Here is a 24,479-nt window from a genome sequence, read left to right on the forward strand (position 1 = left end):
AAAATGACAAATGCTAATAACATAATAGCATACCCTGAATGGTCTGTGGAAATTAGAATAAGTTTTGTTCGAAGGGTTCGGACAGGAAACTTAAGATCAGGAAAAAAGGGAGGAAGAAAATGAGTAAGAAATTAGTGGCACTGTTATTATCATCAGTTATTACCGCCGGACTTGTAGGTTGTGGAAGCAGCGAAGGTGTGCAGACAGCTCCTTCGGCAAATGCTGAAACAGAACAGACAGCATCCTCAGATGCAGCCGCCAGTGCGGGTGGATATACCACAGACTCTATTACAATAAATATTTGGGACTCAAATCAGCAGGCCGGCCTTCAGGCTATCGCAGATGACTGGAGTGCAAATTCAGGCGTGAAGGTAAATATTGAAGTCATTGACTGGGATAATTACTGGACACTTCTTGAGGCAGGTGCTTCAGGTGGTGAGATGCCAGATGTATTCTGGATGCATTCAAACACAGCACAGATGTATATGGAAAATGACATCCTGCTGGATCTTACAGATTACATCGCAGCAGATGCCTCTGTAAATAAGGACAACTTCTATGAAGGAGTTTGGAATCTGTACAGCAGTGGTGACAGGCAGTATGCACTTCCCAAGGATCATGACACTATAGCACTCCTTTATAACAAGTCAGTTTTTGACAAATATGGTGTGGAGTATCCCACTGATGATTGGACATGGGACGACATGTATGAGGCAGCTAAGGCAATTACTGAAGGATCAGGCGGAGATGTCTACGGTATGGCAATGAATACCTCAAACAACCAGGACGGCTGGTACAACCTCGTTTACGATTACGGCGCTCAGGTGATCACTGATGATCATAAGGGAACAACCATCGGATCTGCAGAGGGTAAGGCCGGAATGGAGATGGTAAGAAAGCTCCTTACAGTTGGCGCTCCTCAGTCAGTAGTTGCTGAGACAGGAACAGATTCACTGTTTATGTCAGGTAAGGCAGCCATGATCACACAGGGCTCATGGATGATCAACGCATTCTACACTGCAGAAAACCATAATGACTATGCTTGGGCAATGCTTCCTTATGCTGATACAAATTCAAACGGAACATGTGATGCAGGAGAGAGATACTCTGCATACAACGGACTTGGCTGGGCTGCCAATGCAAATGTAGCTGATCCCAAGGCATGCTATGACCTCATTTCTTACTTCTGTTCCGAAGAAGGCCAGAAGAAGCAGGCACAGCTTGGAGTAACCATGGGAGGACTTAAGGGTGTTTCAGAGGACTTCTCAGATGCTTTTGAAGGAATGGATGTATCCGCCTTTGTAAGAGCTGAGGAAGAAGGAGATTTGTTCTTCCGTCCTTACACAAGAAAGACTACAGTCTGGGAAGATGCTCTTCAGCAGCAGGGTGGATTCCTTGATGCATGGCAGAATCCCGAAGATAGTGCACTGATGGCAACTGCCTGTGACAATGCACAGAAGATAATTGATGATGCTATTGCAGCAGAGTGATCTGTGAAAAATGAATGCCGGGGGGGACACCTCGGCATTCACCATATCTTTGGAGGGTTATATGACTAAGAAAAAGATGACTCCGTCTCAAAAGAGACAGGCAATATGGGGATGGGCCTTTGTATTGCCAACGATTTTAGGACTGATCGTACTGAACTATTATCCTGCGATCAATACTGTATACCAGTCTCTTTGCAAGACCGGAGATTTTGGAAAAGGGAACATATTTGTAGGACTTAACAACTACAAAACTGTGCTGGGATCGGCAGAAGTGTGGCAGTCCCTCTGGAACACTGTAAAATATGCGATTGTTGAGGTACCACTGGGAATCGTGATAGCTCTTTTGCTGGCGGTTCTTATGCAGAAAAAGCTTGCTGGAAAAACTCTTTTCCGCACTCTTTTTTTCCTTCCGATGGTTTGCGCACCTGCTGCAGTTGCAATGGTTTGGAAGTGGCTTTACAATCAACAGTTTGGACTTCTGAACAATGTTTTTCATACGAATGTTGCATGGATTTCAGACCCAAAGATAGCCTGGATCAGTGTAGGCATAATCGGTGTATGGTCAATTATTGGATACAACATGGTCCTGTTCATTGGAGGGCTTCAGGAAATTCCTAAGGATTACTACGAAGCAGCGCAGATTGACGGAGCATCGTCTATAAGGCAATTCTTTTCCATAACAGTTCCACTGCTTAGCCCTACGACCTTCTTTATAGTTCAGACAAGGATTATAGGAGCACTCACGGTATTTGATCTTATGTTCATGGTAATGGACAAGACAAATCTTGCCCTTAATAAGACCCAGTCAATTGTGTACCTGTTTTACACCTATGCTTTCACCAACGGCAACAGGGGGTATGGTGCCGCAATAGTAATGGTACTCGTGGTATTTATCATGATAGTTACGTTCTTCCTTCAGAAGCTTGAAAAGAAGATCGTTTACTACAATTAAGAAGGGAGAACGAGGATGGATAGCAGCATCAGTACAAAATACACTGTAAATAAAATAATCACTTATACAGTTCTTATAATCTTTGCAATTATTATGTTAGTGCCATTTGTATGGATGATACTTACGGCCATTAAAACCAATCAGGAAGCTATATCTGTGGATCCGTTTTTTATTTTTCCCCACAATGGATGGCATTTTGAGAACTTTGCAACAGTATGGAAGAGCTATAATTTCATAACATTATACAAAAATACGATCCTGTTCATAATATTCCGCGTTATCTGCGCATGCCTTACTGCGACCATGGCAGGATATGCCTTTGGAAGACTTGAATTTCCCGGAAAGAAGATATTGTTCTCTCTGGTGCTTATCCAGATGATGATACCGGCACAGATATTTGTGATTCCACAATATCTGATGGTGTCAAAGTTACATATTTTAAATACCACAGTGGGCCTTGTCTTCCCGGGACTTGTTACAGCATTCGGCACCTACCTGCTAAAAACGGGATACCAGTCGCTTCCCAAGGATCTGGAGGAAGCTGCGGCAATTGATGGCTGCAACATCGGACAGACATTTCTTTTCATAATGATGCCCCTTACCAGATCATCCATGGTTTCACTGGGAATCTTTACAGCGCTCTTTGCTTTTAAGGACCTTATGTGGCCAATGATAGTCTGCACAAATGCAAGCACTACGACTCTCAGCGCGGGACTTGCCAAGATGCAGGGACAGTATGGAAGTGACTATCCTGCCATGATGGCAGCTGCGGTTCTTGCTATTGTACCTATGATCGTAATATACATAATATTCCAGAAGCAGTTTGTTGAGGGTATTGCAACCTCAGGAGGAAAACTTTGATATGTCGATAATATTTGATAAAAAGAGTAATTGCTTTTCCCTGATGACCGCAAACACAGAGTATCAGATCAAGATAAATGAGCTGGGAATGGTACTTCACACCTACTATGGTAAAAGAGTGAGTGGCTTTGATATGGGGTATCTGATCAAGGAACTGGACAGAGGGTTCTCGGGGAATCCCTATGAATGCAGGGACAGGAGAGGTATATCTGCAGACACGCTTCCGCAGGAGTACTCAACTGACGGGGCAGGAGACTACAGGCTAAGTGCACTGTCACTTATTCTTTCAAATGGTTCGGGGACGGTCGATCTCAGATATAAGAGTCATGAGATCATTAAAGGGAGAGATGAGCTTAAGGGACTTCCATATGTAAGAGCGGAGAAAGATAAGGTTGACACTCTGAAGATATATCTTGAAGATAAGGTGGCAAAGGTTCTTGTTGTATTGTCATACCAGGTATTTGAGGAGAAAGATATTATTTCAAGATATTCTGTCATAAGAAATGAGTCTGACGCAGATATCTTTTTAAATAAAGCAGCATCTGCCTGTCTGGATTTCATAGGAAAGGATCTTGACCTTATTCATTTTCACGGCCGCCATGCTTTTGAAAGACAGCCTGAGAGGTGCAGGGTTGGACATGAAATTCACAGGATAAGTTCGAAGAGGGGAACCAGCAGTCACCACAACAATCCTTTTGTGATCCTCTGTGACAGGAATACGGACGAGTGGCAGGGTGAGAGCTATGGAATTATGTTGATGTACTCGGGAGAACACGCCGAGGAAGTGGAAAAAGATCAGGCCGGAACAATCCGCGTTGTGAGTGGAATATCTGATGACCACTTTTTGTGGAAACTCTGCGAAGGGGAAGAGTTTGTGACGCCTGAGGTAATGCTGGCATTTACAGATAATGGGCTCTCAGAGCTTAGCTTACGCTTCCACAGGATCATCCGTGAAAATGTATGCCCTAAGGAGTTTCGCGATATCAAGCGCCCGGTCCTTATAAACAACTGGGAGGGTACCTACTTCGATTTTGACGATGAGAAGATAATAGGAATTGCCGACAGCGCCAAAGAGGCGGGCTGTGAGATGCTGGTCCTTGATGACGGCTGGTTCGGAGCAAGGAATGATGATCACGCAGGACTTGGCGACTGGGTGGTCAACAGGGATAAGGTAAAGAAGGGCATGGATGCCATTGCTGATCATGTAGAGAGCCTTGGCATGAAGTTTGGGCTCTGGTTTGAGCCTGAGATGGTCAACGAGGATTCTGATCTTTACAGGGCACATCCCGACTGGGCGCTCACTGATCCCGGCAGGAAGCCGGTGATGGCAAGAGATCAGTTGGTGCTTGATATGTCCAGGTCTGAGGTTATAGACTATTTGTACGAGAGTATTTCAGCGGTGCTTAGGAGTGCTAAGATATCCTACATCAAGTGGGACTTCAACAGATCACTGTCAAATGTTTTTTCCGGAGGGCTCTCCGCAGACAGGCAGGGAGAAGTGGCCCATAGGTTTGTCCTTGGCTCATACAGGCTGATGGAGAGATTGAGGGACAGTTTCCCTGATGTGATAATTGAGGGATGCTCGGGTGGCGGCGGAAGGTTTGATGCCGGAATCCTGTTCTACTCACCTCAGATATGGTGCTCTGACAACACTGAGGCGATCAATCGTCTGAAAATACAAAAGGGCACAACCTACGGTTATCCGGTGAGTACGATCGGAAGTCACGTGTCAGCTTCGCCCAACCACCAGACCGGCCGCGAAGTACCGCTTATGACAAGAGCAATTGTTGCAATGGCGGGAACCTTTGGCTATGAGCTTGACCCGCGGACACTCAGTGCAGACGAGAAGGCAATGATCCGCCAGCAGATAGACGTTTTTAACAGATATTATGATCTGATACAGAGGGGAATGTACCTTCGCCTGTCAGATGAACTTGACGAAGAGTACTACACTTCCTGGGGATTTGTGTCAGAGGATAAGTCCGAGGCGCTTCTTAATCTGGTGGTCACAGATGTGAGAGCCAATCCGGAAGTTATATACGTTCGCATGAGAAATCTTGATCCTGAAGCGATGTATGAGGTCGATAACTGTATCTCATCCTGTGAGAAGGTTCCGGAAAATGATGTGGGAGAGAAAGCAGATGAAATTGGACAGGTCTTTAGCGGAGCTGCGCTAATGAATGCAGGCTATGCCTTTGATCCCGTGTTCGGTTCATACCCGGCGATACAACTTCATTTTAGAAAGAAATGTTAAGAGACATCAATGGATTTCAAAATAGTTTTTTCAGAAAAAAACTCGTTGAGAGAAACACAAACGAACCAACAGTTGTGCTGGGCGGACTGTCGAGAATTTAATATTTTTTGTAGCTCAAAAGCGGTATTTTTTAACGCCAAAGAAGGTATTTTTATTTTTCAAAGACGGTATTTTTGACCCTTTTTTCAGGGAACCCAAAATACCGTCTTTGAATCGTTATAACCCGCATGGTTGAGCCATTTCTTATCTTGCAGGAGCGTGAGCTTAGAATCAGATACCCGCTGGAAAACTGGTTTTTTAATTAACCAACTTTAGCTATAGAAAAATTGTCAAATAATAGGGATGATTGCACTGACAATACCCTTTTCATGTGAGATAATATCTTGAATGCGTGATAAATTCGCGGGAGGAAGAGAGTCATACTATGGGGAAATTTAATTATTGCAATCTAAGTGATACTGAATTTGAAGAACTTTGCAGAGATATCATGGAAAAGAAACTAAATACCCCTCTGCATACATTCACAAAGGGACGTGATGGCGTAATTGATATCAGAGGAAACGTGGATTTTTCATAAGAAAAATATCAATCCACATCTATTTATATTTTTTACTTGGAGGAGTGTATGGGAAAGAAAAGAGTACTTTGTTTTGGGGATTCACTTACTTGGGGATTTGACCCCTATAAGAGGGAGAGAATGGAGGATGAGGATAGATGGACCGGAGTGCTGCAAAAGCACCTTGGGGACGACTATCTTGTAATAGAAGAGGGGCATAACGGCAGGACTATTGCGACGGATGACCCTGCTGAAGGGGAAAAGAACGGTTTAAAATATGTTATTCCGTGCGTGGAGAGTCAGTCACCTCTTGACCTGATGATCATTCTTCTTGGGGCTAACGATCTTAAGAGAAAATTCCAATATACAAGCATGGATATCGCAGGGGAGATGCAGATTTTCCTTGAAAAAGTTCAGGCACACAACAGATTCCGCATGGGAGATTCGATGAAAGTTCTATTGATTGCGCCGCCTATAATTGGCGCCTGCGGTAAAGGCTCATGGCTGGAAGACTGCTTTGATTTTGAGAGATGTTATAAGGTTTCTTCGGAGATCTCCGGTTGGTACAAGCAGCTGGCTGAGATGTACGGCTGTATGTTCCTTGATGCTGCTAAATTTTGCACGGTAAGTCCTGCAGACGGAGTGCATCTTGATGTGAAAAATCAGAGATATCTGGGCGAAGCTGTGTATAGAAAGCTTGTAGATGAAGGTTTTGCGAGCTAAACGATTAAAATGATGCATAAGCTTGATCGATGTTGAAGGCATGAACAGCTTGTTTTTTTTACTGAGGAGATATACTATGAAGAAATTTATGAGTTTGGTCATGACAATGGCGGTGATCGTGTCATGTGCGGCATGTTTTGAAGGTTCCAAAACGCCCACTGTTATGACAAAGCAGGAGGACACTTCATCTGAAAATTATGAAGAACTCTATGAAGAGGCAGGAGTTGTTGGAGACTTAAGTTCTTCGTATTTTGACTTTGACGATGATGATATTCCTGAAATGGCAGTTTTTAACAGCGATGTGACAGATCCCGGACTGGTAGAGGTCTATACCATCAAAGATGGTGAGGTGGTGGATCTTGGCAGCTTTGGACAATATGGAACAATCATGTTCAATGAGGATGAAAAGCTGTTAGTATCCGAAAATGAGACCGGAAGCGGGTATTATGTTATTGCCTACAAACTGGTAGATGGAGAGCTTGAAACAGTAGTTTCTCTCAAGAAAGACTTTTCAGATTTTGAAAATATAAAAACTTATGTTGATGATACTGAAGTTGATAGTGACCAATTTGCTGATGAATTATCAAAATATACTGATAATGTTAAGCTAATTGGTGCTTCGGCACAGTGAGAAACTGATGAATATTGAATCAAACCAAGAGTGGGACACCTGAGAATCATGGTAATCCGCAAATAATATGCTATACTATACATATCCAAAAATTGTTTTATGTTTATGCAATGGCTCCTGAGAGATCGGGAGCTTTTTGTTGTGTAAAAAAAAGGATATAAAATGTCAAATTATGGCTCTTTTTCTATGTCCTACTTTCAACTATTCTAATGAAGTAGTTTTAATGTATTAGGGAGGTATACAATTGAAAAACAAAATAGTATCAATCTTAATAGTGATGACTTTTTCACTTAGCATGACCGGCTGCGCAAATTCTTATGGTCCATCTGCAAGAGCCAAATACGCCGATTTAAAGATTGAAGAAAAAAAAGAATCCGATGAAAAAGACAATAATGCACTTGGAGGTAGTGATATGGGAAGCATTTTAACCGGAACTCAAAAGGTAGTCGTTGAAGGGCAGGATTGGGGACCCGCTGTTGTAAAAACCATTTTGGAATTATCAGATACAATAAAAAATGATTCTGTAAATGCTGAGGATTTCAATGTCATTGAATTAAAGGAAAGCTTTAACTGGGCTGCACTTACTCCCAATTCCAAAGAGGATGCGAGCAAGCATATTGAATCAGAAACCAGCAGAGGTGTGGTAGCAGCCTATACAAGTGATGAAAACGGTGAGAAAAAAGATTCATCCAATTTCGTTACTATAGAGCTAAATTACAGCCCCGATGAGGGATCGCCTTTTTGCTATGATCTTTTCAAAGGAAACAACACTATCTGCTCTCCTTACAATTTGAAGGTCAATTTAAAAAATGGTGCAACACTTTCAACAGAAACCGGAGAAGAAATCTCTGAATTAAATGTATCAGAAACAATAGATTTTGATAATGCTGTTTATCCTCAGCTTGCAAAAACAGATATTTCCAGTGTCTTTGAAGGCCCCCAAGGCCACAAGATTTGCTATGCTTCTTATGAAGTTAAAGAAGATAACGCCAAGCATCCTCTTGTAATCTGGCTTCACGGCGCCGGAGAAGGCGGTGCCGATCCAAAGATCAATACTCTTGGCAATGAAGTTACAGCTCTTTTTAGTGATAAATTTCAAACTACAATGGGAGGTGCTTACGTCCTTGCACCTCAGTGCCCCTCATTCTGGATGCAGTATGATGAGAATGGAAACTGGATGGATAACAAAGGTGTAGACTCCATTTATCTACATGACCTAAAGGCTCTTATTGATGATTATGTTTCATCTCACTCAAACATTGATTCAGACAGAATCATAATCGGAGGATGCTCAAATGGCGGATATATGACTATGGATATGATCATGAATTATCCTGATTTCTTTGCAGCCGCTTATCCCATCTGCGAAGCCTACACGAACTCGGGAATTACAGATGAGCAACTTGAAAAAATAAAGAGTCTACCCATATGGTTTATTTATGCAGAAAATGATACAACCGTTGATCCTGCTAATTTTGAAGTACCTACCATTAAAAGACTAAGAGACATTGGAGCAAACATCCACACCAGTATTTTCAAGGATGTTCATGATACTTCAGGTAAATATAACTCTCCGGATGGAGGAGCTTACCAGTTTATGGGACACTGGTCATGGATCTATTTCTTCAATAACGAGTGCGAAGAAAATGGTGTAAACATGTGGCAGTGGATGTCTGAGCAAAAAAGATCTATAAAATAAAAAAGCAATGCTATGCAAAAAAAGGGGTAAGCGATGGTGTAAACCGGACTCGTAATTATTCAGCTTTTCACATCAGAAGTTATGCCAATGAATATGATTCCTTATCCTTTTTTGGTTCCTTCCAGGTTACCTATATGGATGATAATTGGCTCGATTTTGATCATATATATCATTGCTTACGCTATAGCTACAGTGCTGTATCTTCTTAACAGGAAGCTGTCATGGTTATGGTTTTTTGAAATTACAAAGAGAAAATAGACTTCCGACTTCCGAAAACTAACGCAGACACAAATACGATAGTCACAAATGTGACTATCGTTCAACAAAAAACATCACACGACATCATGTATTATTCTCTGGACCATTTGTAGTCCCAGAATTTTATTATTTCTTCTCTCTTAGAAGGTCTTATCAGATATAAACCGTATAGTGCAAGTGATGCCTCTATCACCAAGATAAAAATCTCTGTCCATAAAGGAAGATCTGTAATACCAGCTCTTCTGACACCTTCTGCCGCTGACATGGCGAGAATATCATGGATAACATGCACAAGCATCAGAACCCATACATTTCCTTTTCTTAAATATATAGCTCCGAAAAAGATGCCTGTCATAATGCATAATACTGTCTGATAAACAGTACCTTCAACATCTCCTTTAACCATAGAGTTACTTAGATGAGTGATTCCAAACAATAATCCTGAAAGAAGTGCGATAACAGGGATAACCTTCTCGCTTCTCCAGATTTTGGTCATATATGATATAGCGATTTCCCTGAAAACTATTTCCTCAGACATTCCTGCCATTATGCTCATCATAATGAGAGTTCTGTCTATTCTCACAAACGGTACAGATCCGGCAAGAATGCCGTATGAACCAAATAACAATATCCAATAAACAACGAATGGACTTAAAAGAAAAAAAGAACCGGTCAACTCGCTGTTTGTTGGCATAAAGCGGTATGTTGCCGAATTTATTTTGTACCATAGAGCCAGTACGAGCAGCGAACCAACGATTCCACCTATTGTAAAGGCAGTGGTTGAATCAAGTCCCGCACTGCTAAGCGGAAGCATAAAAATAAGCCCCACCACTAGCTGCGCTAGCAAAAAGCTGCCAAAGGTCAATACCAGAAGCAGTAAAATTTGTTTTGGCCCCGATACACTGTTCTTTGTATTCATTTTTCCCCCTTATAAGAAACTCCTGATGCATAGACTTATACATCTATTTCACAATTAGCAATTTAAATATAAACAACGATGTCCAACACATGTCCAACAAACCGCTGCTATTCTGGCTGAATCATCTTATGGCGGTCACGTCTTGGCTGCATCCAGCTTTTGCTCTGATCGCTCTTCTTTGCTGGTTTCAGACTCATTTGAACGCACCTCCCAGCATGTTCTGAAGATAGGGATCTGCGCCGTAGCGGCCTTCAAGGTATTGCTTGTCATAGGAGGCTGTATTCTTGATTAGTGTTCCGTCCTCGCTTCTCATTTCATGTAAAGAATATACATCACTTTCGTGTGCTTCATTTTTTGCTGCAAACCAGATTTCATCACGGCGGAAGATGGAGTTTTTCATAGTCGACATATCATGGGAAGTGAAAAGCAACTGAGCACCGTTACTGTTTATCTCTTTATTTTTAAAAAGAAGGATCACATAACGCAGAAGCTTCGGGTGGAGTTTGGCATCAAGCTCGTCAATGATGACAAGTCTTCCTTCACGTAGAGCTAGTAGGATAACTGGTAGAGCGGAGATAAGCTTCTTTGTTCCATCTGATTCTTCTGTGAATGACAGCTCATATTCCTTTTTTCCAAACCTGCGCTTCATGTAAAGCTGTTTACTGTCTTCATCATAGCGGTAATCTGTAATGTCAATATCCATATCGTTCAGAGCACTGATGAACTGGCTCTTATTTTCTGTATACTTTTCCAGCATGATTTGGTGCTCAACCATCGGATTTGCGTAGCTTCTGATGATGCAACTTTCAAACCAGGTCATTACTTCGCTGATTTCAGGGATATCGTAGTTGATGGCAAGGAATGAAAGATAGGGCATCTTCGGATTTACATTTTTGTTGATGCTTTTTTTGTTGATACTGTATCCGAGGGTAATATCATTCATTTCGCGGTCAAAAAGCTCGGCAGTTTTCTTAGCAGTGACAGCTTTACGAGTCAGTGACTCAGAAACTACTTCATCATCCTTTAGGGCAATATAGTAGCAGTATAGGTTGCTTCCTGTTAAGAAAAATAGCTTGAACTCTGTCGGTTCATTAGCTGACACATCGTCAAATAAGAATGGGATGGCATCAACCCTCTGCTGAAGGATGAGCGGTTGACGGTTTTCTATGATAAAATATGTTTGTTGGGGAAATATTCTGAAAATTGACGAGCAATTTATTTCAGAGTTGCCTCGCGGTTTGACAAATTCACCGAGGCTTACGATAATTACTCTGTACTAAAAAACAAATTTAGATCTTTAGCCGGAACAAGAGCGTTGTTTCGGACTTCATATCAAAGTTATCAGAGGTGGAAAATGTACGAGGAACTTACAAAGCAGGCAGCAACAGTTACTGAAGAATTATGTGAAAAGGCAGGACTCCATAAAGGCCAGATACTTGTTATCGGATGCTCAACATCGGAAGTATGCGGTGATACAATCGGCACCGGTTCTAATCTTGAAGCTGCGGAAGCAGTTTTTGCAGGAATTTATTCCGTTACCCAAAAGTATGGTGTTTATCTTGCAGCTCAGTGCTGTGAGCATCTTAACAGAGCTATAATAATTGAGGCTGACGCTGTGCCCGGACAGGATATAGTCAACGTGGTTCCTCAGCCCAAGGCCGGTGGTTCCTTTGCGACAACTGCATACAAGACCTTTGAACATCCCGTTGCAGTTGAGGAAATAAGAGCTGATGCAGGTCTTGATATCGGCGATACTCTCATTGGAATGCATCTTAAAAAGGTGGCAGTTCCCCTTAGACTGGAAAATAAAGAGATTGGTCAGGCGCATATCACCGCTGCCAGAGTACGTCCTAAATTTATAGGCGGAATACGCGCGAAGTATGATGAGTCGCTGGAATAAGAATGGTTTTCATTGGGGATATTGGTTCCAAACAAGTGTAATTACAATGTGTTGACAATATCTTTGGCAGACTCAGGATAAGAAAACACTAAAACGGATAAATTCTCTTATCAAAGATACTCAGAGAACTCCATTTGAAGGAATAGGCAAGCCAGAGCCTTTAAAGAATGAATTATCAGGTTGGTGGAGCAGAAGAATTGATGATAAAAATCGCCTTGTTTACAAGGAAGAAAGTGGAAATATAATAATAGCTGCCTGCAAGGGACATTATGAGGATTGAGAATTCAATCCTCTTTTTTCTAAATGTTTTATGTTCATATAAACTAAAAAGTGTGTAAGTTAATGCAAAAAATTTACTTACACACTTTTTATAATATCGATTTTTACTTAATTAAGGCACATATTTCTGAACAATAGTATAAAGCTCACCGTCAATTACCCCAAGTTCTACAAGCATACTGGTGGTCATATAGTACTCATCAGCATTATCTGACCATCCGGGATAGTTGTCTCCTTTGAATTCTCTTCCGACAAGATATTCTTCTGTGAGATTTTCGATGTCGCCATCTTTGACAAATTTCTGAAGGATGATTTCACAGTTTTCCTTGATCTTGAAGGTCACATTTTCTTCGACGAGTTTTCTTATAGCACCATCATTCAGCATATAAACAACATTGTATTCTTCGGAATAATCTTCCTTCTCGAGAGCACAATATAAGTCGTCATCACCTTTTTTTACGAGGAAACCATCAAACCTTGTCGTACCTATGCAGTCCTTCTTGAATTCTTCATCGGTTCCGTATTTGACCTCTTTGTTGGCCTCTTCAAAAGAAACAACAGTAAAGGGTGTTCCGTTTATAGAGTAGATGATGTCGTTTTCTTTTGCATTATCAACATATTCAGCCTTAATTCTTTCATCGCGATACAGGTCACCTGTAAGTGAAGTTTTATCAAAGCTCTTGACCTGCATAAGAAGGTTATTGTCGTTGTCATAGTATTTTTCAGCATCAAAGGTTTCGGGATCCTGGTTACCAAGGCATGAAATATATATTTTTTCAGTTTCGGGTTTATTATCTCCGGTAAAGGTTATCATCGGATAAGCGCCCTCATTCCAGCTATATTTTGCTTCGGTTGTATCATCAGCAGATGCGAAGTGGAATATGAGATCGTCACCGGTTTGCTCATAGGTGAAGGGTACACCTGAAACGCCATCGTGTGTCTGTGTAGAACCGGAGGTCTCGTCATTAAAAATATAGTAGTTTAAAACATTGTACTGCTCATCCTCGTTGTATGCTGCGTATACAGCTCCTGAAAGGTTAGGCGTGCCATCATCTGATACACCGGCCTTTTCGAAGCTTATTATTTCTGAATTTTGATATGTATCGCTTAGCTCATCAAATAAGGAAGAATCTGCCGGCAGCTCAGAGGCGCCTTCCTTGTAGTTATGATACTCACCATCTTCAGCATTTATATAATCTACATTCGCTTCGTCTGTAATAACGAACTCGCCGGTCTCCTTGCTTACATATCCCTTTGTTATGGAGTTTCGCATGGGAAGAATGAGACTGTTGTTATCCGCAACAGCGATCGGGTAAGCTGTGCCGCCACTTTGAACAGTAGTAACCTTTTCAATGGCATTGTCTTTTTTCATAAAAATAGTAGCTTCGTAAGTACCCAAATGACCTTCAAGATCATCAAAAACATAGCTTGTTACCAGAAGAGCATCCTCTCCTTCACAGATAGGAGCATAAGCGTAGGACTGTCCTGCGTGAAGAGAGCTAATCAGCTCTTCGAAAGAAGCAGGTAAAGACTTTTTTCCGGAGTCTGCAGCCTGTTCCTGGCTATCGTCTGTTGCAGAACTGTCTTCTGTAGCTGAGCTTTCTGTGCTGTCAGCACTATCGGCTGTATCTTCAGCCTGCTTGTCAGTTTCTGTGCTGTCTGCGGGAGCCTCTGTAGTAGTGGAAGCTTCTGTGTTGGAATTACCTGTATTGGCATTTCCACAGCCTGCGATGATTGATACGGTTAATGCTGTTGATAGTAACAAAGAAATGATTCTGGACTTCATAAAATTAACCTCCCTCAAAATTGACCTTTTCATATTTGATTTCTCTATCTGTTTTGATTACAGAAACAGATTAGCAATCCTTCTATCATTGTTTTATCACACGTATCACAGACTGTGATGTGGAGCTGTCCGCGGACACTGTGAGAAGCAGGCTCGATGTGTTCCTGAAGTCAAAAGAAAATGTTGCAAATAAAGAATATAAGATAGCTGCCAGTATCGGAAGCGCCGGCGGCGTGATAAATAAAGCTATTGATGTTCAGAATCTGATGGACAGAGCTGATGAAAAAACGTATGCGGATAAAAAGGCGAGAAAGGAAGCCGGAAATTAGTGTGCTTCAAAAATGTTTTTCTAAAAAGGAGGCAAAAATGAAGAAAACATAATCATTCTTAATGGCATTTATGATTGCCACAACTCTTATCTGAGGTAGTTGCACACAAAATGATTTCATGACAAGTGTGTCAATTTATATTTGTTATGCCAGTATTTTGCGGAATTTTCATTATTTTGACAACAATGTCATAAAAGCCTGGACAGAATTCACAGACTACAAAGAGTGTTTCTGACCGGGCTTTTTATTATGAGTGATCATCCTTCTACGCTAAGCCTAACTCTTTCCAACAAAGTAGGCAGCTTTAAGTATTTTTCGCTTGTGAAATAAGAAGGATAATAGTAGTCGCAGAATATTTCTTTAATATTCAGAAGTCCCATAAATTCGTCATCACGAACTAGCTCTACTGAATATTTATCTGTTTCTTTATCTCCGACCAAGTAACCAAGTAGCTTTTTGTTGCACCTATTACCACTAAAAACTACCCAAACGCATCCTCTCATGATCGGAACATATCCAAGAACAGTATTCAGCATCCATTCTGACAAAAGCTGATTAGGATTATATTCAAGATGCACATAATGCGGTGCATTACAGTCATCGCCCATGCAGATGCTGTCTCTTTCAGCTTCTATAGTATATGGATTTATGTTTGCTTCTCTGATGCATCTAACTGGCTAACTCAGCAAATGAAGCAACAAATAATAAGCAAGAATGTACTAACCTGAATGATGAATAAGTTGATTTTTTTGCCCCGGGGATATACAATGTATATACAAAGAGGAGGTATTGCTTATGCAGGCTAAGGTTAAAGCATGGGGAAATAGTCAGGGAATTAGAATACCCAAAGAAGTGCTTCAGGAGGCAGCTGTTTCGGTTGATGATGTTCTCGATGTCAAGGTATCTAATGGCATGATAATGCTTGTTAAACCATTTAGACATAGAACACTGGAAGAACGTGCTGCAGAATTTGGTGGGCAGCTCCATTTAGACGGCGAATTTGGCTGGGGTGAACCGGTAGGAAGAGAGATTTGGGAATGAAGGAAGAATTGCATCAGGGGGATATTCTTAAGATTGAGCATATCAAGAAGCCGGTTCTTGTTGTAAGTAAGGATTTTTTTAATCAGACTCATGAAATAATTGGCTGTCCTATTTTTGAAAAAGGAGAAGCCGGGCCTTTACATATTCATATCAAAACTGAAGACGTAGAAGGTTATGTGCAATGTGAAAAAATGGCACTCCTTGATTTGAATATCAGGGGTTATTCAAAGATTGATAGGATACATTATCCTGACATTATTAATATCACAGACGCTATCCAAGGAATCTTTGACTACATCTGAAAATGAATCAACATGGAATCAGTGAGATTTCTTTAGTGGGAATATATTAGCAGTGTATGATTCGGATTATGGATTGTACGCTGCTTTTACTATGTATATAATAACTCATGGATTTAATAATATTGGACCAGACATACCTTGTCCGGTGCAAAAAATACGGCATTTCTCGATTTGTGTCGTTTGGGGACGAGTAAGTTATACCGGGAGTTATTTATGCCGCCCCTTAATATGCTTGTTAAAATGGGCTTTTCGGAATGCAGCCGGAGTGCAGCTGTTCTTTTCTTTGAAACATTGCGTAAAATAGCTTTGGGAATTAAACGCAAGAAAGCTGCTTATTTCAGCGCATGAATAATCAGAAAAGCGCAGCATGTTCTCTGCGACTTCAAGCTTTCGGGACAGGATATACTCGGATACAGTATATCCTGTTTCTTTTTTGAACAGAGTAGAGAAATAGTTATTATTGAGCTTTACGAAAGCAGCAAGGTCATCCAGGCGGATGCTTTCATGCAGGTGATGGTCGATATAGTCCATGCAGAGAATAACCTGCCTTGAGTAGACATTCTGTTTTTTCAGCTTCTGCATCTGCTTGGTAAAGAATGTGACCATCTCGTAATGCAGATCCAGAACTTCCTGTACTGTGGTACATTTGTTCATGTTATAGATGTAAAGGTCACTTGTGTTGTAGGCGGTTTCTGAGTTAAGGCCGCCCTCAATGGCGAACCTTGTCATGAGAGTAGCGTTGCAGATCATGAGATATTTCATATTGGTAACAGGATCATCGGCAAGAGTTGAAGTGTTTTCTGCCATCATTTTGTGACTTTCATCGGCGGCTCCTGGGTCGCCATTCTTCATCATTTCGTACTGCTTCATTTCATCTTCGTATTCAAAATGAATATAGTTGTTTTCCCTGCCTATGAAATCCTTAAGAGCTACCTGTGCATTTGGATTTGATATTCTTTTTGGCATGATATTTCCTCTGAACCGGTATTCCCTAACTTTTGAACCGGTTAATATTTTACCACATATTATTTATAAAAACATGAGAAAATTGATATTTATAATGAGCTCTTGAGAGTATAAATAAATCAGATCAGAACAAATGTCGGTTTAAACTAAACTTGTAATATGTTTAAAGATAGGAGTGTAAAAAGTCAAAAATACGACTTTTTACACTTTTTAACTTAAAAAAATAAAGCTTGAAAATGTAAAAAGCCGTACTTTTAAAGAAAAATCTGTAAAAAGCCGCATGGATTAAAGCTAAAATTGTAAAAAACCGGGCACTGTAGTGTGTGCAATTTAATCATTATCCTGGTTATCATCAGTTCCATAAACGTCTACCTGAGATGCCTGTCTTTTATGTTCTTCTTCTATAGCAGCATAGTGTTTAACAGTTGTATTTACGTCTTTATGTCCCAGAACATCAGCAACCATATAAATATCACTGGTTCTGTTATAAAGCGCTGTACCATAAGTTCTACGGAGCTTATGAGGGGTGAGCTTTTGAGTAAGTCCTGTGTTTTTTCCATATTTTGAAATCATATATTGGATGCTTCTAATCGATAAACGCTTATGCTGAAGAGATATGAAGAGAGCAGGTTCTTCAGAATCATTGAGTAGGGTAGGGCGTTCATGATTGATATAATCCCTCAGCGTATTCCGGATAATCTCGTTTATGTAGAGATGATCTTCATCGCCGCCTTTTCTGACGATAGTAATTGTATTTTCATCAAAATTTATATCTGAAAGATCAAGCCCTGCACATTCCGAGACGCGGATTCCAGTATTTAACAGAAGAGTTACAATGGCCAGATCTCTTTTTGCAGTAGGTTCAGACATGACTTTGGAATGGTAACTAGCAGAATTCACAGCTGCGACAGAATCCATTAGAAGCTGAACCTGGTCAGGATACAGCCTTCGGATATCTTTCTTTACCTTTTCTTTCTTCTTTACAGCAGCTTTCACTGTGGGATCAATCTTAAGATAGTCATATTTGATCAGATATTTATAGTAATTCCGTACAGCCGCCATTTTTCTTGCAATTGCACGTTCTTTAGCAGGCTTTACATTGCCTTTTTTATCCGGTTTGTGGCCTGATGCAACATAATTTTGGAATTCATTGATGTCCTGAGGACCAAGATTTTCGACAACTTCAAAGGGGATATCTTTGATTTCAAGATTCTTGCACAGGGGATTCTTTTCCTTGAGAAATCCGTAGAAAAATAGAATATCCTGCGCATAATTTAAAGCGGTGCTTTCCTGATATTTGAGAAGACATTCCTCAACAAATCCATGTGTATGCTGAGGAAGAATGTTTTTAATGCTTTCAGTATCTTTACGGCGTTTCTGCCTCAATGAATTGTAATATTCTGAATTTTCACCCATGACTTAACTCCTCCGCTTTTCTAAAATAATCGTAACACAAAAGAGGAATTTTGTGCAATGATATTTGCGTTAGCAACGCGTTCCAGCGGGAGGTGGACCCCCTGTCTGACATCGTTCTTTATTGGCTTTATTTCTTTGTTGGATATTCCGTTAATTCTTCAAACTCATCTACCGGCATAGGCTTGTAGAAATAATATCCCTGCATTTCCTCACATCCAAGACTTCCGAGGAAATCAGCCTGTTCCAGTGTCTCAACACCTTCTGCGATAATAGAAGTTCCAATAGCATGGATCATCTGGACCATGTAGCTAAGTATTGTCCGACCCATCTTTTGGTCACCTGAACCGGTAATAAATCGAAGATCAAGCTTTATGCGATCAAGGATAACTTCTTTTAACATATTCAGTGATGAGTAACCACTTCCAAAGTCGTCCATTTCAACTTCAAAGCCTGCTTCACGAAGTTTGGTTGTTGTTTTGATGATGGTATCGGAGTTTTCGACATATGCGCTTTCCGTTATCTCAATACGAAGTTGACCAGGCAATAGGTTATAGAACTCTTTTAATGTATTAAAGTGGTCGGCTACATCAGGGTTCTTTACTATATCAAGTCTTGATAGGTTTACTGATACACACAGTTGTCTGCCCTGATCATTCCATCGCTTCAAATCCTTACACACAGTGTCCCAAACGTGACAGTCAAGATCATAGATAAGCCCAGCATCTTCCAAAACCGGAATAAATTCTCCCGGAGAAATGTTTCCATCCTTCTTGCTTTTCCAGCGGCAAAGAGCCTCTGCACCAGTTATCATCCCAGTCTTATAGTTGACCTGTGGCTGATACCATACTTGTATTTCCCCAGACTCAATAGCTGCAGGAAGGCGACTTGCGATACCGGCACTTTTCCTTCCCATGTCCCACTGCTTTGGGTTATAAAACTCAAATCCTTCTTTCTTGGATTCTCTGACTTTTCTTTCTGCAATGCGGGCATAATCAAGCATCTTATCCACGTTTATGTCTTTATAGTCATCAGGCATAAGAACATAAATACCAGAGCAGAGCCTTACAACAAAGTCTTTTCCACGATCGCTAAAATAATTGCGAACAGGAGTCAAAATATATTTTTCATCCTGAAGAATCTGTTCATTGCCGCCAATACATCGAAGGATAACAAAATGATCTCCATCATACCTTCCTATAGCTTCTTTATCGGTAAGTACTTCAAGGCTTCTCTCAGTCCAAAATTTTAACAGCTCATCTCCGGCCTTCCAGCCAAAGCTGTCGTTGATGAACTTAAAGTCTTTTATGTTGTTATAGGATATCGTATACGGTGTATCAGGGTTGTTAGTGAGTAGTTCCTCAACTTTTTTACGGAATCCATTGTGGCTGAGCACACCAGTGAGAGGATCGATATCCTCCATTATCCGCATCTTTTCCTTCTGCTCTTCAAAATATGCTTTCTGTCTTAGGACAAGCATTATAACAAGAGCAGCAAAAAGGATAGTCCCAATAATAAGGAAGTATTTATATTGGTAGAGATAGTCTTCAAAAGTATATACATAAAGATCTCTGGTAGTGTAATCAAGGGCTATAGCCTGTTTTTTGGTTTCAGGAATAGCTGCAATTCCTTCGTTCAGAAGTTCAATTCGTTTTTTTCCCTCTGGGGTTTCAAGAGTTCCGGCACGAAAATCCATTGAAAACATGGCAGAAGGCTGTACTTTAAGATCATTATAGGATGGCTTTTGAAGCACATAGCTCCACGCATATGAGTTATGTAAAAGTGCATCTACCTCTTCATTTCTAAGCGCTTTAATGCAATCAGCCATGGAATTGTAAAGGTTTATCGTTATTCCAGGGTATAACTGCTTTACAGTTTCTGCTACTCCGCCCTGTGATTTTAGCATGCCTACTCTGATGGTATTTATGTCAGAAATAGAGTGCTTATCTGTAGTCACAAGGGTAAATGGGGTCTGGATGAGATTGTCAGATACGATGGTCGCTTGACCAGATGCACTTGAAACAGCACTTCCAAAGGGCATAACAAGATCGTACTCAGTACTATCAAGGGCTTCCTTAAGATTTGATTCACTTATAGCTTTGAATGCGACATTGAAACCAGCTTCTTTGGCAGCGGATTCCATAAGATCAACGCCGATTCCTGCAATCTTGCCGTTGTCTTTATCAATGTAAAACATAGGACATCTGTCTACAGGCACACCGACTGTAAATTCTGTAGCAGGAGAATCAGACGAGGCATAAACAGGCGTCAAAAAGACTCCCAGATAGATTACCAGGAAAAGGAGGGCTATGCTGATAGTAGTATGGATCCTTTTTGATTTCATGATACACTCGCCTTATTGTTTGTTCTTTGCTTTAGATACTCACACTTCATTCTAACATTATTATGTTAAAATACGATAAATAATAAATAACAAATCGATAAAGGCGACTTCTAGTATTCCGGCATTGCTAACTTATGCGCATACGGGACTTGAACCAGGGATTCACGCAGCACCATTAGAACATAAAAAAAGTGTTCCGACGCTATATGAGTCATCGGAACACCATAGACCGACGCAGCATGGCATTTCCATCCTTGCAATAGTAACATCCCTTATGTCCTTGTTACTGATAACTTCTGTCAGTTTCTCAGTGTAATCTCCCTCATCCGGTTTGGGACATCCGATCATTGTAAACCTGCCTTGCATCAGAAAAAGAAAAGTATAAAACTTTATTCGACAGGGTAAATGAAACAACAATACTATAAAATTCGAGGCATTTAAGCTCTCTTATGTTTAAAGTGATGCTGTCTGGGTTTGTGCTTAAATGCAACTATGTTTAGAGGCTTTTCATCCTTTTTTGCATAATTCTCATATGCCTTCTTATAGTGTTTCTGTCCGGCCCAGATATCGTCAGCTACAGGCGCCCACTCTTTTGCGTAATCATCACACTTTGCACACAGATGCTCAACACTTTCTTCGGATTCTTCATTTGTACCATGAGCTTCTGATCTTTCGACCATATCCCTTAAAAGAGCCGGATTTTCAAGCATAGGGCACGGTCTTAAATGGTTCTTATTGAAAGGCTGGCCCTTATGGTATTCCATGAAAAGAGGACTTTGAAGCATCTCAAGTATTGAATGTGTATGTATATTGGTGTTGGAGAAGTGGACAAATACGCATGGTTCAGCATCTCCACTTGAATTGATGTGGAAATAGTTTCTTCCGCCTGCGATGCAGCCACCGACAGCTTCACCATCATTCTGGAAGTCCATAGGGAAGAATCCCAGGTCACATTTGACGCTTCTAAGGAACCTTATCTGATCCACCATCTTCTTTCGCTGCTCTACTGTAGGCATAAGCTCAGGAACAGCATTGTTTCCAACCGGCATGTAGTGGAAGAAAAATCCGAATCTAGCACCTTTTTCAGCAATGAACTCGATGAACTTGGGATCAGTCACTGCCTCGATGTTGTTTCTTGTATAGCAGATGGAAGTTCCATAAACTATTCCGTACTTTTTGAGTAGATCCATGGCATTCATTACTGCATCATAATGACCAAGGCCACGTCTTGCGTCATTAGTCTCAGGAGTTCCCTCGATAGAAAGCTGGAATGTGAGATTTCCAAGCCTTACAACTTCTTTACAGAAATCCTCATCAATAAGTGTTGAATTGGTATAGATAGAGAACTCAACATCATTGTGCTTTTCTGCCATTTTCAAGATATCTTTCTTCCTTACAAGAGGTTCTCCTCCTGTCATCATGTAAAGATATACTCCCAGCTCTTTTCCCTGGGTAACGATTTTGTCCATATCTTCAAAAGACAGATTGTGCTTAGGTCCATAAGTACCTGACCAGCATCCCGCACAGTGCATATTGCAGGCGCTTGTAGGGTCAAAAAGAATAAGCCATGGGATATTGCATCCGTATTTTTCCCTGTTTGCCCTGATCATTTTTGTGCCTCTGAAAAATGCCTCATAGCCAAGATTGAGCATCATCATCTTTGCAACATGCGGATCTGTCTCATCTATTACTTTATTCAAAAACTTAACCCATCTGTTATCCGGATCTTTAAATGCCGCTCTTACTTTATCAAGGCTTTCTTTTCTGGCTCCATCTTTACCCCAGAATTTCTCTGCCTGGTCAACAAGCTTAAGATAAGTAGCAGTCCTGTTCTCCGTTTTATCGAGATTTGCAAGGAACCTGTCAATCAGTATGCTAAAAGCCTGTCTTTGTACTTTGTGAGAAATGTTTTTTGCTAATTCCATACTTGTTATGCCTCCCCAAACGATGCTACAATTATTCTGATGTAACAAGTGTAACGCCACAGCATATTAATAACAATGGCTCTACCATCGGACATGACAATATTTCGTTTAAGTGAACCGATGTTACATTCTTGCATTTTTTGTAACGTCGAGAGGGAGAAAAAATGAAAAGCTCAAAAGAATCTTTAACAGAAATGCAAAAAAAAGAAGTTCTGAGGATGAATAATAAGGAGTCCAATCAGCTGACAAGAGAGTGTCTGCAGCTTTCGCTTATGCATCTAATGAGCGAACACCCTTATGAGAAGATCACCATCAGCGAGATAGTACGCCGTGCAGGAGTATCAAGGACGGCGTTCTATCGAAACTATACAGATAAAGAAGATATCCTGCATGAGCTTGGGGATGAAATAATAAAGCGTATAGCGGAGATCAGCGAAAAGCCCGAACTGCACGAAAACCCACATCTGTGGTTCGAAGATATTTTTCGGGCTGTCAAAAACGATAAAGATATAATATCTCTGTTTGACCAAGCCGGAATTCTTCAGAATGAACTCTTTCTTGAAAAAGCGGTCTCAGAGCGGCTCTATCCTACAGCTGACCCAGAAAAGAAGTATCTCAGACTTGCTGCCGAAGCTGCCATTTTACAAATACTCATAAGCTGGTTCAGGGATGGGATGCAGGAAGACGAAAAACAAATGGCTGATATCTGCGTAAATATCTTTGATAACGCTTTGAGCAGACTGCCATAATTAACAAGGACCTCTTCTAACATGAGAAATGATCCTTCCTGGCGTAAACGAAGTAATTCTTGCGCATATGAAGCTTGACCCCGGAATTCCCTTAGCACCAATAGAACATAAAATTCGGATATAATGCTCATTCCAGCAAACTGGAATTGTTAGCACTCTGTCTTATTGCACCGGAGGCATAAAACATAAAATGCAATCGCCAGAAACTGTGATACCACAGACACAGTGACAAGATACACAGGATTCAAATCATACAGGGCACCGAGAAGCCAACTGCCCAGAAACCACGCAATACCAAATCCTGTCTCAAATATTCCGAAACCGGTGCTTCGCATGGAACGCGGGACGATTCCGCTGACAGCTGCTTTCATAATACTTTCCTGCGCACCCATTCCAATCCCCCACAGAATTATCCCAGCTCCGATCAACCAGGCATTTCCAGTCATAAAAACAAAATATGAGAAGAATGTGCTGCATAGTGTGGAAATGATCAGAGCCTTCAGCCCGACCTTATCATAAAGCCAGCCAAAGAATAGTGCAGCAAAGGCATCCACAGCCATTGCCCCAGCATATAGCAGGCTGAGCATGGATTCATTAAATGCTCCGGTATTAGCCGAATGAAGTGTGATCAGGGTGAAGTCTGCAAAGCCAAAAGCAAAAAAGCAGATGGCCGCCATGAACAGAACAAATGACTTCCTGAATTCAAAGCTTGCCGGTTTATCTTCCTGCTTTTCAAAGATCTCCGGATCAGGGTATCTTATCTTTGCTGTCAAAACAAGAGCTATGGTGATCATTGCAGGAACAAGCAGTATCGCAAAAGAGATTCTATATGTTGTAAAAAGGTCGTCTGTACCTTTTACAAGAGCTATTACAAAAAGCAGTACCGGTCCGAGAAACGCGCCAAGCTGATCCAGAAACTCCTGATAGGCAAAGCCTTTTCCGGTTCCGATCTCGCTTGCCGCAAAGCTTACCAATGTGTTTTTGGCAGGCTTTTTTATCGCTTTTCCGATACGCTCCAGGATCACAAGACCGCAGGCCCAAATCCAGCCATGTTCAGGTACGAGTGCCAGTACAGGAATCGCCAGAACCTGTATTACATAGC

22 protein-coding genes and 2 pseudogenes are annotated in these 24,479 nt (G+C 41.0%); 14 read left to right on the top strand and 10 right to left on the bottom strand.

Going from position 1 to position 24,479, the window contains the following annotated elements:
• Window positions 1-119: 119 nt before the first annotated feature.
• From T501_RS16105 to T501_RS16135, 8 genes are all read left to right on the top strand, one after another.
• A complete protein-coding gene (locus T501_RS16105) occupies window positions 120-1,490 on the top strand; it encodes an ABC transporter substrate-binding protein (protein WP_026510718.1) in 1,371 nt (456 codons plus the stop codon).
• A 61-nt stretch (window positions 1,491-1,551) separates the two neighbouring features.
• On the top strand, window positions 1,552-2,442 hold the full coding sequence (locus tag T501_RS16110; protein WP_026510719.1) for a carbohydrate ABC transporter permease: 891 nt from the start codon (window positions 1,552-1,554) through the stop codon (window positions 2,440-2,442).
• Between the two features lie 15 nt (window positions 2,443-2,457).
• Window positions 2,458-3,303 carry a carbohydrate ABC transporter permease gene (locus T501_RS16115; RefSeq protein ID WP_044916095.1) on the top strand — a complete coding sequence of 282 codons (846 nt, stop codon included), beginning with the start codon at window positions 2,458-2,460 and terminating at the stop codon, window positions 3,301-3,303.
• A gap of 1 nt (window position 3,304) precedes the next feature.
• On the top strand, window positions 3,305-5,557 hold the full coding sequence (locus T501_RS16120; protein ID WP_044916097.1) for an alpha-galactosidase: 2,253 nt from the start codon (window positions 3,305-3,307) through the stop codon (window positions 5,555-5,557).
• Between the two features lie 424 nt (window positions 5,558-5,981).
• Window positions 5,982-6,134: a hypothetical protein gene (locus T501_RS21560; protein WP_155994895.1), complete on the top strand. Its 153-nt coding sequence runs from the start codon at window positions 5,982-5,984 to the stop codon at window positions 6,132-6,134.
• Between the two features lie 48 nt (window positions 6,135-6,182).
• Window positions 6,183-6,836, top strand: coding sequence for an SGNH/GDSL hydrolase family protein (locus T501_RS16125; RefSeq protein ID WP_026512037.1), 654 nt, complete (start codon window positions 6,183-6,185; stop codon window positions 6,834-6,836).
• Window positions 6,837-6,912: 76 nt separating this feature from the next.
• A complete protein-coding gene (locus tag T501_RS16130) occupies window positions 6,913-7,467 on the top strand; it encodes a hypothetical protein (RefSeq protein WP_044916100.1) in 555 nt (184 codons plus the stop codon).
• A 244-nt stretch (window positions 7,468-7,711) separates the two neighbouring features.
• Window positions 7,712-9,166, top strand: a complete 1,455-nt coding sequence (locus T501_RS16135; RefSeq protein WP_050008360.1) for a prolyl oligopeptidase family serine peptidase — start codon at window positions 7,712-7,714, stop codon at window positions 9,164-9,166.
• 349 nt (window positions 9,167-9,515) lie between these two features.
• Here the strand turns inward: T501_RS16135 and T501_RS16140 are convergent, their stop codons facing one another.
• Window positions 9,516-10,343 carry a CPBP family intramembrane glutamic endopeptidase gene (locus tag T501_RS16140; RefSeq protein WP_081843215.1) on the bottom strand — a complete coding sequence of 276 codons (828 nt, stop codon included), beginning with the start codon at window positions 10,341-10,343 and terminating at the stop codon, window positions 9,516-9,518.
• 193 nt (window positions 10,344-10,536) lie between these two features.
• Complete coding sequence (locus tag T501_RS16145) at window positions 10,537-11,610, bottom strand: AAA family ATPase (protein WP_081843216.1); 1,074 nt, start codon at window positions 11,608-11,610, stop codon at window positions 10,537-10,539.
• Between the two features lie 87 nt (window positions 11,611-11,697).
• Between T501_RS16145 and T501_RS16150 the strand changes: the two genes are divergently transcribed.
• Both T501_RS16150 and T501_RS20990 read left to right on the top strand, forming a co-directional pair.
• Window positions 11,698-12,243, top strand: coding sequence for a TIGR01440 family protein (locus T501_RS16150; protein ID WP_026512042.1), 546 nt, complete (start codon window positions 11,698-11,700; stop codon window positions 12,241-12,243).
• Between the two features lie 64 nt (window positions 12,244-12,307).
• Window positions 12,308-12,523: pseudogene (locus T501_RS20990) on the top strand (Txe/YoeB family addiction module toxin); the annotation flags it as partial.
• A 111-nt stretch (window positions 12,524-12,634) separates the two neighbouring features.
• Here the strand turns inward: T501_RS20990 and T501_RS16155 are convergent.
• Complete coding sequence (locus T501_RS16155) at window positions 12,635-14,308, bottom strand: hypothetical protein (RefSeq protein ID WP_044916104.1); 1,674 nt, start codon at window positions 14,306-14,308, stop codon at window positions 12,635-12,637.
• 140 nt (window positions 14,309-14,448) lie between these two features.
• On the opposite strand from T501_RS16155, the gene T501_RS16160 reads away from it, so the two are divergent.
• Complete coding sequence (locus T501_RS16160) at window positions 14,449-14,637, top strand: hypothetical protein (protein WP_044916106.1); 189 nt, start codon at window positions 14,449-14,451, stop codon at window positions 14,635-14,637.
• 257 nt (window positions 14,638-14,894) lie between these two features.
• On the opposite strand, the gene T501_RS16165 is transcribed toward T501_RS16160, so the two are convergent.
• Complete coding sequence (locus T501_RS16165) at window positions 14,895-15,245, bottom strand: hypothetical protein (RefSeq protein ID WP_044916108.1); 351 nt, start codon at window positions 15,243-15,245, stop codon at window positions 14,895-14,897.
• A 187-nt stretch (window positions 15,246-15,432) separates the two neighbouring features.
• On the opposite strand from T501_RS16165, the gene T501_RS16170 reads away from it, so the two are divergent.
• Window positions 15,433-15,678 carry an AbrB/MazE/SpoVT family DNA-binding domain-containing protein gene (locus T501_RS16170; RefSeq protein WP_026512081.1) on the top strand — a complete coding sequence of 82 codons (246 nt, stop codon included), beginning with the start codon at window positions 15,433-15,435 and terminating at the stop codon, window positions 15,676-15,678.
• Window positions 15,675-15,980, top strand: a complete 306-nt coding sequence (locus T501_RS16175; RefSeq protein WP_026512080.1) for a type II toxin-antitoxin system PemK/MazF family toxin — start codon at window positions 15,675-15,677, stop codon at window positions 15,978-15,980. Before T501_RS16170 ends, T501_RS16175 begins: the two co-directional genes overlap by 4 nt.
• Window positions 15,981-16,187: 207 nt before the next feature.
• Here the strand turns inward: T501_RS16175 and T501_RS16180 are convergent, their stop codons facing one another.
• The 5 genes and pseudogenes from T501_RS16180 to T501_RS16200 form a co-directional block, all read right to left on the bottom strand.
• A complete protein-coding gene (locus tag T501_RS16180; RefSeq protein WP_044916111.1) occupies window positions 16,188-16,946 on the bottom strand; it encodes an AraC family transcriptional regulator in 759 nt (252 codons plus the stop codon).
• A 330-nt stretch (window positions 16,947-17,276) separates the two neighbouring features.
• Entirely contained in the window at window positions 17,277-18,362 is a 1,086-nt protein-coding gene (locus T501_RS16185; RefSeq protein WP_024864897.1) for a tyrosine-type recombinase/integrase, read from the bottom strand.
• 127 nt (window positions 18,363-18,489) lie between these two features.
• The gene (locus T501_RS16190; protein ID WP_026511803.1) at window positions 18,490-20,703 is read right to left on the bottom strand and encodes an EAL domain-containing protein; all 2,214 of its coding nucleotides are present in this window, start codon (window positions 20,701-20,703) and stop codon (window positions 18,490-18,492) included.
• A 225-nt stretch (window positions 20,704-20,928) separates the two neighbouring features.
• Window positions 20,929-21,057: pseudogene (locus T501_RS16195) on the bottom strand (4Fe-4S ferredoxin); the annotation flags it as partial.
• 83 nt (window positions 21,058-21,140) lie between these two features.
• Complete coding sequence (locus T501_RS16200) at window positions 21,141-22,628, bottom strand: radical SAM/SPASM domain-containing protein (RefSeq protein WP_044916117.1); 1,488 nt, start codon at window positions 22,626-22,628, stop codon at window positions 21,141-21,143.
• Window positions 22,629-22,792: 164 nt separating this feature from the next.
• Between T501_RS16200 and T501_RS16205 the strand changes: the two genes are divergently transcribed.
• Complete coding sequence (locus tag T501_RS16205) at window positions 22,793-23,377, top strand: TetR/AcrR family transcriptional regulator (protein ID WP_013282475.1); 585 nt, start codon at window positions 22,793-22,795, stop codon at window positions 23,375-23,377.
• 149 nt (window positions 23,378-23,526) lie between these two features.
• Here the strand turns inward: T501_RS16205 and T501_RS16210 are convergent.
• The coding region (locus T501_RS16210; RefSeq protein WP_044916120.1) for an MFS transporter at window positions 23,527-24,479 on the bottom strand (953 nt) is incomplete at its 5' end.

This window comes from Butyrivibrio sp. WCE2006 (assembly GCF_000701985.1).
Classification (GTDB): Bacteria; Bacillota; Clostridia; order Lachnospirales; family Lachnospiraceae; genus Butyrivibrio.